Genomic DNA, 12128 nt, shown 5'->3' on the forward strand with positions numbered 1-12128 from the left:
TAAACTGCTGGGCGTCCGGAGGGCTGCGTACATAAGAAAAACGTACAGAGCCCATATTATGAAAAATAATGGTGCTAAAGCGAGCACCTACGGAGGAATGAACATGTCAACGGTAGTCGTCGTGGGAACACAATGGGGAGACGAAGGCAAAGGCAAGATCACGGATTTTCTGGCAGAAAGCGCAGATGTGGTCGCCCGGTATCAAGGGGGTAACAATGCCGGTCACACGATTCTGATTGACGGGAAGAAATTCAAGCTGAGCTTGATTCCATCAGGCGTATTTTACAAAGAGAAAACTTGTGTCATCGGCAACGGAATGGTTATCAACCCTGAGGCTCTGATTCAAGAAATTAATTATATTCATGAGAATGGCTTTGACACCAAAAATCTGGTGATCAGTGACCGTGCCCATGTCATCATGCCATATCATATGCTGCTGGATGCACTGGAAGAGGACCGCAAAGGCCCGAATAAGATCGGTACTACCCGTAAGGGGATTGGCCCGGCTTACATGGATAAGGCTGCCCGCAACGGCATCCGTATTGCCGATCTGATGGATGCAGAGGAATTCGAGCTGAGACTGCGCCACTTGATGGAAGAAAAGAACCAGGTGATCACACAGGTATACGGAGGGGAAGCGCTGGATGTCGAAGAAGTTCTGACCAAATACCTGGAGTATGCAGAAGTACTCCGCAGCTATGTTACGGATACCTCTGTAGTGCTGAATGAGGCGATTGATGCCAATTCCAGAGTGCTGTTCGAAGGTGCGCAAGGCGTCATGCTTGATATCGACCAAGGAACATATCCGTTTGTGACTTCATCCAATCCGTCTGCAGGCGGAGTCTGCATCGGTTCCGGTGTAGGTCCATCCAAGATTCAACAGGTTATTGGTGTAGCCAAGTCGTATACTACCCGCGTTGGCGATGGCCCGTTCCCTACGGAACTGAATGATTCTGTCGGCGACTATATCCGTGAGACTGGACATGAGTACGGCACAGTTACAGGACGTGCCCGCCGTGTAGGCTGGTTTGACAGCGTAGTGGTGCGTCATGCCCGCCGTGTCAGCGGAATTACCGGTCTGTCTCTGAATTCGCTGGACGTTCTCAGCGGCTTGGAAACCGTGAAGATCTGCACAGGCTATAAATACCGTGGAGAAGTCATCACCCACTATCCGGCCTCACTGAAAATGCTGGCGGAATGCGAAGCGGTCTATGAGGAGCTTCCAGGCTGGAGTGAGGATATCACTTCGGCGAAGACGCTGGAAGACCTGCCGGCAAATACACGGAAATATGTGGAACGGGTATCAGAGCTTACAGGCATCCCGATCTCAATTTTCTCTGTAGGGCGCAATCGCGAGCAGACCAATCAAGTACTCCCGATCTATATCTAGGTTGAGTATTTCTTTTACCCTTTGAGGGGCCTCAGTTGAGGCTCCTTTTTTTGTGCGCCCTGCGTGGTGCAAGCCAGGTAGTCTCTTTATCCGCCAGACGTTTCCCAGCCTCTATTCTAGTCAATACTGGAAGAATAGAAGAACCAAAGGTTCGATTCTCCGGAGATTGGCAATGAACTGAAGAAGTAAGGGAGAGATGAAGATGAAAATCGTAAAACGCGGGCTCGCCGTCTGTCTGATTATGGTGCTGGCGAGTGCGCTGTCCATTCTGACCACAGCCTTTGTCGTCAATACGTATATTCAATCCGTTCTGGCAAGCTTTGATATCAAGCTGGAAGGGCCAGAGCCGGGTATCGGCGGATTCATGAAAAGCCTGACCGGGATGAACTCAAAGGCTGGCCCGGAGCAAGCAGAGAAGCCGAAAGTTACAGCACCCGGTGATCAGGAGAAGGATGCAAGCGGCGCGGACGGTACTGTCAGCACCGATACAAACAGCAGCGGAGAGAAAGCTGGAGAGGAGGATGCTCCTAAGGATGCTCTGCCTGTCATGGGGGAAGCGTCCATTAACGAGGAGCAGAGCGGAAGTGCGCTCGATCAGGAATTGGTAATGACGCCGGATGCTATGAAGGACTTGAAGAATAATTTGCCTGCCGATGAAAAAGCTAATATTTTTAATATCCTAATGGCGAAGCTGCCGCAGGAGGAAATGCAAAAAATATCCAAGGCAATGGAGGACGGCCTGACGGAGAGTGAAGTCAAAGATCTGCAGCAGGTCATAGCGAAGTACGTAGATCAAGAAGAATATGATACCCTAATGAAAATGCTTACACCGGAAACTGCAGACCCTTCTCAGAATTAAAAATTGTCACTTTTTGGACACGGGCACGCTGTTTAAACGTCATATTTATGGAAAAAACCCGCGAAATTGGCGGGTTTTGTCGCGTGTGTAAAGTTGAAATTTTTCTCCCGGCTGTGGTACAGTAAAAAAGGACTACAAGGGGTTAATTTTTTGTAACCTTTTTAAAGACATAAGGATTTACCGGACAACTTGATTATTTCACACTAACGCAAATAGAAAAATAGATGCTCCAGCATATATAAAAGGGGACGTAATAACAAAGCTTGACCGCTCTTTGCAGTGGGAATGGGCGGACTGAAAGGGAGAGTTTCATGAAGGGATTTAAATTCATGCGCCAGGTGGGGAAGCTGCGAGACGAGGACGCGCGTTCCGTAGAACCCGGTGCAGCAAGTCAACAGGGCAGCGATGCCGCTAGCGATACTGATGTCTTTCGTCAAGAAACCAAACCCCGGAGATTACGGCGCTCCTGGATTGCTGCTTCCGCTGGTCTGGTGCTGCTGGGTGCCTTTCTGGTCGGAGCCGAGAAGAGGTATGTGGCCGCCAATACGGTAACTTATTACAAGGTTCTGGTGAAGGGCAAGGAAATCGGCAGGATTAGCCAGGAGGCCGAGCTGGATCAGCTGTTTGAACAGAAACGGCAGGAGTACCAAGTGAAATATCCTGAGTCGGTGATGGTACTGCAAACGGACGGGATTACAACAGAAGCGGAAAGGGCCTTTAAACCCCAGATTGACAGCAGTAAAACACTGGATAAGCTGGACGGTATGCTCAAGGCTTATGCTGTAGGCGTGCAATTAACGGTGGACGGCGAGGTGCTTGGAACCGTAAAGGACCAGGAGACTGCAGCAGCGGTATTAAAGGGTGTGAAGAAGCATTATCTGCCGCAGGCCGAAGCTTCCACAGGAGTCCAGCTCAAGAAAACGGCTGCAAGTTCAGCCAAGGCATCGAACACAGGCACTGACACCGTAGAGTCGGCTGCGATCCGCGAGCAAGTGTCCATTGTGCCGGTCAAAGCCGATCCGAACAAGCTATTAAGTGTAGATGAAGCGGTCAAGGCGCTTACAGAAGGTAAAGAAGAGCCGTTGACGTACACAGTTCAGGAAGGCGATACAATCTCGGGAATCGCTAAGCTGTACGATACGACACAGGCAGAGATTTTCAAAAACAATCCAACGGTTAAAGAATTGACCCTGCAGATTGGTGATACTCTGCAATTGACAGTACCGCAGCCCGCCCTTACGGTTGTTACCGTGGAGCAGGTGGCGGAACAGGTGGTGACCGAACCGGAAGTGATTGTCCGCACCAGCGATCAGCTCACCGCAGGCAAGAGCAAAGTGGTCCGTCCCGGACAGACCGGTCTCAAAACCATGCAATACCGCTTAACCAAAGAAAATGGTCAGGTCGTCAAGGAAGAATGGCTGGGACAGACTGTGGTGCAAGCATCACTGCCGGAAGTGGTATACCGGGGAACGAAGGTGGTCGGAGAAGGTACAGGGATGTTCGCCTGGCCGGTCAGCGGGGCGACGATTTCCAGCAGCTACGGCGAACGTTGGGGCCGCGTACATAAGGGCGTCGATCTGGTATCCGGCAACCGTACAATCCAAGCAGCCGATGCCGGGACGGTCAGCTTTGCTGGCGTTCAGAACGGGTACGGCAACGTAGTTATTGTGGATCATCATAACGGATATATCACGTATTATGGGCATCTCAGCAGAATTTCGGTCTCCCGGGGACAAAGGCTTGAGCAGGGTGCACCCATCGGAATCATGGGCAGCACCGGACGTTCAACCGGAACGCATCTGCATTTTGAAATCCGCAAAAACGGGACAGCAATCAATCCTATGAAGTATTTGCAATAATTCATATCTTAAGCTCAGGGCCGTCCGGATGATTTCGGGCGGCTTTTAAATTGACAAGAATGCGCATCGTAGGATGTGACGCCAGGACAGGTATGTTAAAATAGGAGAATCAATGCTAAGTATGGTTAGAAAGGTGAAGCGGAGCATATGCAGATGGGGACGATTCTGGTAGTTGACGATGAACAGCCTATTGCTGATATATTGAAATTCAATTTGGAAAAAGAGGGCTATGAGGTCATCTGTGCCTTTGACGGCAACAGTGCAGTAGAGCTGGCATTGTCCAAACGGCCCGACCTGATGCTGCTCGATCTCATGCTTCCCGGCAAGGACGGCATGGATGTCTGCCGTGAGGTGCGTTCAGCGCATCTGGATATCCCGATTATTATGCTCACCGCCAAAGACGGGGAAATTGACAAGGTACTGGGACTGGAGCTTGGCGCAGATGATTATGTGACCAAGCCGTTCAGCACGCGGGAGCTGCTGGCCAGAGTCAAAGCCCAAATGCGGCGCCAGCATAAGCCGGCTCCCTCGGAAGCTCTCAGTGAACCGCTGGAAAGCAAGCAGGGGATACACCATTTCGGCCTTTTTGTGGATACCGATATGTATATGGTCTACAAGGAAGGCGAAGCGCTCGATCTGACACACCGCGAGTATGAGCTGCTCTATTATATGATTCGCCACGCCGGCAAGGTAATGACCCGGGAGCATTTGCTGCAGGCCGTATGGGGCTTCGAGTATTTCGGGGATGTGCGGACCGTCGATGTGACGATTCGCCGTCTGAGAGAGAAGATTGAGGAGAATCCCAGCAAACCGGAGTATATTTTTACCCGGCGCGGACTTGGTTATTTGATGCATAGCCCCAAAAGCGGAGGGCTGTGATGAAGGGACTGTCCTTTTTCCGGACGATACAGGCCAAGCTTATTATTATTTATGTGCTGCTGATTCTGATTGCCATGCAGCTGATCGGTGTGTATTTTGTCAGCTCGATGAAGAATTCACTAACCGATAATTTCACCAAGGATCTGAAGGCACGGGCGGAGATGCTGTCCATTCTGACCGCCGACAAGTTCGGCAGCGAAGCGGGAACGGCAGATGAAGAGACGGCTGTGGAGAGTCTGCGCGGAATGGTCAACAATCTGTATATCAATGGCGCCGAAATTCAGGTGCTGGATGCAAGCGGCAAGATTATTACCACTTCGGTGCCTTCGCAAAATGATTATGTGGGCCAGCGCAATACCCAGACGGTAGTCAGCCGTGCCCTGCAGGGAATCAGCGATAATGAGGAATATATTATTGCGGATGATAATGTGCGTAAGAAGGTGGTCGCCAAGCCGGTGCTTTCCGGTGACAAAGTTGTTGGGGCCATCTATATTGCTGCTGATATGAAGGATCTGTATGCCACCATTAGCCGGATCAACAGTGTATTTCTCTCCGGACTGCTGCTGGCGCTGGCCCTGACAGCCGTTCTTGGTGTTATTCTGGCGCATACGATTACCCATCCGATTAAGGAAATGACCCGGCACGCCACCGCGGTGGCCGAAGGACGCTACAACCGCAAGATGCCGGTGTTCGGCAATGATGAGATTGGCCAGCTAAGCCAGGCCTTTAATTATATGACAGGCAGACTGCGGGAAGCTCTATCCCAGAATGAAGAGGAGAAGGAGAAGCTGGCCTCCATCCTCGCCAATATGAGTGACGGCGTCGTTGCCACGGATGAGAGCGGCGGAGTGATTCTGATGAATACCCGGGCGGCGCATATGCTCGGCTCGGAAGGTCCGCTTCCCGAAGGCGCTCCCTTGGATGAGCTGCTGGGTCTGGATCATGAGCAATCCGGCTCGCTTGCCCAGGGCAATGCCCAGTCTGCCATGCTTCATCTCTCACCCATGGGCGGTGAAGATCCCAAGATTGTGCGGGTGACCTTCACGCCGATTCACCGCCGGGAAGGCGGAGGGATCGCGGGGACGATTGCGGTTCTGCAGGATGTTACTGAGCAGGAGAATCTGGAGGAGTCCCGCCGCGAGTTCGTGGCGAATGTGTCCCATGAGCTGCGGACGCCGCTGACGACCATCAAAAGCTATGCCGAAGCTCTGGATGACGGCGCGCTTGAAGACCCGCAGCTTGCTGTACGGTTCGTTGGCGTCATTCGCAATGAGACCGAGCGCATGATCCGTCTTGTGACGGATCTGCTGCATCTCTCACGCCTGGATTCGAAGGAATCCAGCCTGCGCATTCAGCAGACGGATATCTCCGAAATGCTGGAGGATGTGGCCGACCGCTTCTCTTTTCAAATCCGCCAGAAGCGGATTCATATTAGCACCAGAGTCCGTGAGGATGTGGCGAATGCCTGGCTTGACCGGGATCAAATCGACCAGGTACTGGGCAATCTCGTTTCCAATGCGCTGAAGTATACGCCGGAAGGCGGGATGATCCAATTGGAGGCCCTGAAGAATGAAGAGGGGATGCTGGCGATTTCTGTCCGGGATTCTGGTATAGGAATTCCCAAGAAGGATATCGAACGGATCTTTGAGCGGTTTTACCGGGTGGACAAAGCCCGCTCCCGCAATATGGGGGGCACGGGTCTTGGACTGTCCATTGCCCGGGAAATTGTCAAAGCGCATGGCGGCTCCATATCGCTGCAATCCGAATTGAATGAGGGCTCACTCGTTACCTTTACCTTGCCTTTGAAGCAGGAAGGAGGGAGTGCGTCATGAAAGAAAAAGTAAAATCCTGGATTCTCGCGCTGCTTGTATTTGGAAGTCTTGTAGAGAGCTATTACCTGATTTACCGGCTGCCGGGCAGTGATTCTGCGGTCATGTCGGAAAATTTGTATGTAAAGACTGACAATATGGGGCCGGAAGAAAAGGTAGAGAACCTGCTATACCCCGACAAAATGATTATTCATATGGGGCAGAGCAAGCATACCCTTTTCTATCCTAATACTACCTTTTATAATCTTATCCTCAACCGCCTAAAAGGCCGGAGCTTTGAGAGTTTCCAACGGCGGTCGGTGCAGGACTTCGACTGGAACAAAATCCGGAATGAAAATCCGGGCATTGAGCTGTCGTTCGGCGCAGGCATTCCCGTAACCCTGCTGCAGCGTGTAATGCAGCTGTCGCCGGATTCGCTGTTTGAAGGGGAGAGTATTGACCGGATCTGGATTTACAATATCAAGAATGATTCCAAAGCGCATGCTGTCTTCTTCAGTACCAGGGGCGATATCGTCTATGAAGCGGCCAAGGCCGATCTCACGGTGCAGGATGTGCAGCAGCATGTGGACTTCGGCAGCGACCTGACGAACTACAAGGCAGTGAACGGCGACTATTATGTGCCGGCAGCGAAGGTATCCATGGTTGAAGTTGAAATGCCGCTCGGCATGTATACGATTCAGCAGATGCAGAGCAATCTCTTTTTTGATGCGGGAAGTACCCGCTATATTCCGGAAAAAGACGGCTCCGAGATTTATACGGACAGCAAACGCAGTCTCCAGGTGGACCAAGAGCAGAACTGGATGAGCTACAGCGATCCGGCTGCTCTTCCAGCCGGAGAGAGTACACCGGCCAAGGATGCGCTGGAGGCCGTCGATTTTGTCAATGAGCACGGGGGCTGGAATGGAACCTACCGGCTGGCGGCAACGGAAGAAGGCAGGCAGGAGCGCAAAGTCTCATTCCAGCAGTTCTACGGCTCTTCACCTTATGGCTCCTATCCGATTATCAGCCAGCCGCAGCTGCAGTATGGGGTAATTAATCTGGAACTGCAGCAGGGAACTGTATCCTCCTATGAGCGTTCTCTGATGTTTGTAGATGAGAGCAAAGCGGTTAAGAGGATTGTGGACCTGTCGTTTGGCGAGAGGCTGGAGAACCAGTTGGCGCGGCTCAGTCAGGCATCAGTGGTGAAGGAGCTTACTCCAGCCTATGTTCCCGAAGTACAGGGAGAGAAGCTTCGGCTAATTCCGGTATGGCGGGTCACGCTTAATGACGGCACGGTGCTCACGCTGAATTAGGAGCCCTGAAGTTTAGCTTGTATAGTTACACAAACTTAGAGGAGGACAAGGGATGGACTGGGGAAGAGCAAAAAATGTGCTGATATACGCCTTTCTGGTGCTGAATCTGCTGCTGTGCTACCAGCTCTGGATTGATCTGCGGGACCAGGCCAGCGCCAACCTTGATTTCACCTCCTTGTCCCAGGACACGCAAGCTGTCATGGAACAGAAAGACATCCGGGTTCTGTGTCCCATCCCGGCCGCTACACCGCAGCTGCCGGACATTACGTACCATTACTCCGGTGAGGAGCAGAACGAACCACCTGTGGAGCTTAAGGAGCCGGTTGACAGCAAGCTGATCTATTCTTCATTTACCGAGCTTAGCACTGCACTGCAGGGACAAATCCCGGACATCGCCAATTACCGCTTTGATTCACAGGAAAGCGAGGTCGGCAAATTTGTACTTCATCCGCTGGTGGACAAAAAGTGGTCGCTGTTCAGGGTTAAGCTGGAGCTGATTAACAGTGATCAAAAAATAATCGCCTACCGCTGGCCGAAGATTAAGATTGGGGCCGGCAGCAGTGATAATGTGCAGAAGGTGCTTCCGGCATCCCAGGCGCTCAGCAGTCTGATTGAGAAATATTTTCCGGAAAATTCAGTGGTGAAGGAGATTGAGCTCGGATATTACGGTGAACTGTTCAATTCCGAAAGCCAGGTAGCTTCGCCCATGTGGCGGTTTATGCTGGAGAATGGCAATGCCTACTACGTAGATGCCATAAGTGCGGACATTATCAGTCCCAAGACAACAGAGTAGAAGGAGCAGGAGAGAGAAATGGGAATATCATTTACAGTGCTGTCCAGCGGTTCTACCGGGAACGTGACGGTGGTGCGCAACGGCGAAACGACGTTAATGATCGACGCAGGCCTCAGTGCGAAGCGGATTGATGAGCTGCTGGCCATGCGCGAGCTGACCGGACAGGATATCGATGGAATTCTGGTTACGCATGAGCATTCGGATCATATTAAGGGACTTGGGGCGATGGCGCGCAAATATGATCTTCCGATCTATGCCAACACGAATACCTGGGGGGCGATAGAGAAGGGGATCGGCAATATTGCCGAGCAGAACCGGGTTGTTCTGGAGACGGGACAGTATAGGGATTTCGGCAGTCTGCGGGTAGAGTCGTTCGCGATCTCGCATGATGCGGCTGAGCCGGTGGGGTATAACTTTTATGATGGCAAAGAGAAGCTGTGTGTGGCGACAGATCTGGGATATGTCAGCGACAAAGTGCGTACGGCGATCTCGGATGCCGATGTTCTTGTGCTTGAAGCCAATCATGATATCGAAATGCTGAGAATGGGACGTTATCCCTGGAACACGAAGCGGCGGATTCTGGGCGATCTGGGCCATCTGTCCAATGAGGCGGCTGGCGCGGCGCTGAGTGAAATCCTTACAGGGCGGACCAAACGCACGTATCTGGCACACCTGAGCCGGGACCACAATATGATGGACTTGGCCAAAATGTCTGTGCGCGGAGCGATGGAAGACCGAGGCTGTTTTTTCAAAGACAGCGAGTTCAGGCTCTGCGATACCTACTATGACCGGCCTACGCCATGGGATAAGGTGAGTCAGTCATAAGCTGGTCCATTTCCGTAATCTTGCCTTCCAGCTCCTGTCGTGAGAAGAACCCCTTGTCAATCAGCAGCTCGATGATGGCGCTCTGGACAAGAATGAGATGATAGTGCTCATCCTTAAGATCCCCCAGCTTGCCGATAAATTGCACCAGATCCATACTGGTCGAAAAAGATTCCATTAGTACTCCTCCTTAAGCTGTAAAAAGAATCAAAGCATGAAATAATTTACATGGATTTTACATCAGAAAAAATACGGTACGACATCTGTGTGTGATACAATCAAATAGTAAGAATGAGGTAGGTGTTCAGCTCCCTCGCTTCTATTATTGTAGTCTTTTAGGCTGCAAAATATTCCTGAAAAACAGTAATAGCAAATCGCTAGGTTGCAAGAGTCGAAGGACAGATGTGTGCTCTACCCCTGTAATTATTGGTGAATAAATAAGCTGAAACCTTTTAGCGCTTCCTGGAGTCTAAGAGAAGATGAGGTTAACTCGGGCGTGGTTGCTTGGCGTTCAGGTCTTGAATGCAGTAGCAATAGAGGGGAGAGGATGTAACGGTGGGACTGTTTGATGATGATTTCTATTCCACGAAAGTATCACGGCGCAGAAGCAAAATGCATGAAGCCTCAAACGGATCGGGCGGGCATAAATGGCCGCGCAGATCGCGGAGGGGTCTGGCAACATGGCAGGTAGCGATAATCTGTTCTGTAGTCAGTGCAGTGACGGCGGTGCTTCTGTTCAGTCTGGTGACAGGACAGCTGACCCATGAAAAAGCCGAATCACCGGCGGTAATCGGTAAGGTTGCTGCGAGCAGCGGTGATCCCTATGACCGGATTATTCAGGCTGCCGCTCTGGTACGCCCTGCGGTAGTAAGTATTATTAATCATAAGGAAGATAACAAGGAACTTAATATTCTCGATGAATCGGCACTCGGATCGGGAGTTATCTATAAAAAGGACGACGGCAAGGCATTTATCATTACGAACAACCATGTCATTGAAGGCGCCGGCAAGCTGGAAGTGGTTACGGTTGACGGGGAGACCCGCAAGGCAACCCTTGTCGGGGCGGATAAAGTCAGCGATATTGCAGTGCTCTCCATTGATGCGGAAGGCATTAAAACGGTTGCCCAGATCGGTGATTCTTCCAAGCTCCGGCTGGGAGAGACCGTCATTGCCATCGGCAATCCCCTGGGGCTGGGGGATACGCTGACCTCAGGAATCGTCAGTTATACGGAACGGACGATTCCGGTATCCTTGAATCAGGATGGTGTATATGACTGGGAGCAGGAGGTCATTCAGACGGACGCTGCGATTAACGAAGGTAACAGCGGAGGCGCGCTGGTCGATCTGAACGGCAAGGTGATCGGTATTAATACCATGAAGATTTCCGACACGGGCGTGGAAGGGCTGGGTTTCGCAATTCCGGCCAATCATGTGATGGAAACGGCGGATGAGCTGGCAGCCAATGGCAAAATCGCCCGCTCCTACTTAGGCGTCTATTCGGTTGATCTGAATAATCCTTATGTGCCGCTGGCGGAGGATCAACGCAAGGAGCTGAACCTGCCGACCAGTGTAAAGGACGGAGTCGTTGTACTGGATGCGGTTGGACCAGCGAAGGTTGCCGGCTTACAGTTCAATGATGTAATTACAAAATTCGATAACCAGTCCATTACCTCTACGCTCTCCTTGCGCAAGTATCTCTATGATCACACCAAGATCGGGGATGAGCTCAAGATTACCTTTTACCGTAATGGAGAATTGAAGCAGGTCACGGTAAAACTTCTTGAGAAGCCGGAGGAATAAAAGCGGGCCGGACAGTATATAATAAAAAAGCAGTCACAAGAAGGAAGCGGTTAGGCCGTCCTTATCACTTAGGATTATTTAAGGACGGCACCCGTTTCTAAGTTGTGAATATGGGGTAAATAATAATACAAAGATTAAATAATTAAATGTATTTAGTGCACTGGCAGCCCTTACATTGGAAAGTTAACCTAATAAGTGAAAAAACGGAGATATTCGGATATGACTGCTTGCCTTTGTTATTGAGGTGTGGTAACATGAACTTAATCATACAATTGATACCTAATTCTCGTATTGAAAAGGGCTGTCAAATGGAGTACAACCTTTTTCAATGTGTGAATTTTTTCTTTGTTTGAAGATAAAAAGAACATATTAATTTAAATTTGTGGAGGTAACACACATGCAAACAGGTACAGTTAAATGGTTCAACGCAGAAAAAGGATTCGGTTTCATCGAAGTTGAAGGCGGAAGCGACGTATTCGTTCACTTCAGCGCTATTACTGGCGACGGCTTCAAAACTTTGGACGAAGGCCAACGTGTTGAATTCAACGTTGTTCAAGGCAACCGTGGACCACAAGCCGAAAACGTTGTAAAACTGTAATAATAGA

At 50.7% G+C, this 12128-nt stretch carries 11 protein-coding genes; 10 read left to right on the plus strand and 1 reads right to left on the minus strand.

From position 1 onward, the window contains the following. Positions 1–103 precede the first annotated feature (103 nt). The 8 genes from BLQ82_RS20750 (at position 104) to BLQ82_RS20785 (ending at position 9726) form a co-directional block, all read left to right on the plus strand. Positions 104–1390, plus strand: a complete 1287-nt coding sequence (locus tag BLQ82_RS20750) for an adenylosuccinate synthase (RefSeq protein ID WP_062526085.1) — start codon at positions 104–106, stop codon at positions 1388–1390. 202 nt (positions 1391–1592) lie between these two features. Continuing rightward, positions 1593–2249, plus strand: coding sequence for a hypothetical protein (locus tag BLQ82_RS20755; RefSeq protein ID WP_062526083.1), 657 nt, complete (start codon positions 1593–1595; stop codon positions 2247–2249). A 311-nt stretch (positions 2250–2560) separates the two neighbouring features. Then, on the plus strand, positions 2561–4108 hold the full coding sequence (locus BLQ82_RS20760) for a M23 family metallopeptidase (RefSeq protein WP_062526080.1): 1548 nt from the start codon (positions 2561–2563) through the stop codon (positions 4106–4108). A 147-nt stretch (positions 4109–4255) separates the two neighbouring features. Next, positions 4256–4987, plus strand: coding sequence for a response regulator YycF (gene yycF, locus BLQ82_RS20765; protein ID WP_062526078.1), 732 nt, complete (start codon positions 4256–4258; stop codon positions 4985–4987). Beyond that, a complete protein-coding gene (gene walK / locus BLQ82_RS20770) occupies positions 4987–6819 on the plus strand; it encodes a cell wall metabolism sensor histidine kinase WalK (protein ID WP_062526076.1) in 1833 nt (610 codons plus the stop codon). Before yycF ends, walK begins: the two co-directional genes overlap by 1 nt. Further along, on the plus strand, positions 6816–8108 hold the full coding sequence (locus BLQ82_RS20775; RefSeq protein WP_062526074.1) for a YycH family regulatory protein: 1293 nt from the start codon (positions 6816–6818) through the stop codon (positions 8106–8108). The genes walK and BLQ82_RS20775 overlap by 4 nt, the downstream gene beginning before the upstream one ends. Positions 8109–8160: 52 nt before the next feature. Beyond that, positions 8161–8901: a two-component system regulatory protein YycI gene (gene yycI / locus BLQ82_RS20780; RefSeq protein ID WP_062526072.1), complete on the plus strand. Its 741-nt coding sequence runs from the start codon at positions 8161–8163 to the stop codon at positions 8899–8901. 18 nt (positions 8902–8919) lie between these two features. Then, positions 8920–9726 carry an MBL fold metallo-hydrolase gene (locus BLQ82_RS20785; RefSeq protein WP_020425965.1) on the plus strand — a complete coding sequence of 269 codons (807 nt, stop codon included), beginning with the start codon at positions 8920–8922 and terminating at the stop codon, positions 9724–9726. Here BLQ82_RS20785 and BLQ82_RS20790 read toward each other — a convergent pair. Further along, a complete protein-coding gene (locus BLQ82_RS20790; RefSeq protein ID WP_062526069.1) occupies positions 9695–9901 on the minus strand; it encodes a hypothetical protein in 207 nt (68 codons plus the stop codon). The two genes, BLQ82_RS20785 and BLQ82_RS20790, sit on opposite strands and share 32 nt — an antisense overlap. 377 nt (positions 9902–10278) lie before the next feature. Here BLQ82_RS20790 and BLQ82_RS20795 point away from each other — a divergent pair, with 377 nt between their 5' ends. Both BLQ82_RS20795 and BLQ82_RS20800 read left to right on the plus strand, forming a co-directional pair. Further along, positions 10279–11523 carry a S1C family serine protease gene (locus BLQ82_RS20795; protein ID WP_062526067.1) on the plus strand — a complete coding sequence of 415 codons (1245 nt, stop codon included), beginning with the start codon at positions 10279–10281 and terminating at the stop codon, positions 11521–11523. A 397-nt stretch (positions 11524–11920) separates the two neighbouring features. Beyond that, on the plus strand, positions 11921–12121 hold the full coding sequence (locus tag BLQ82_RS20800; RefSeq protein ID WP_019914582.1) for a cold-shock protein: 201 nt from the start codon (positions 11921–11923) through the stop codon (positions 12119–12121). The last annotated feature ends 7 nt before the right edge of the window (positions 12122–12128 follow it).

Origin of the sequence: Paenibacillus jilunlii, assembly GCF_900102965.1 — a bacterium.
Lineage (GTDB): Bacteria > Bacillota > Bacilli > Paenibacillales > Paenibacillaceae > Paenibacillus_AQ > Paenibacillus_AQ jilunlii.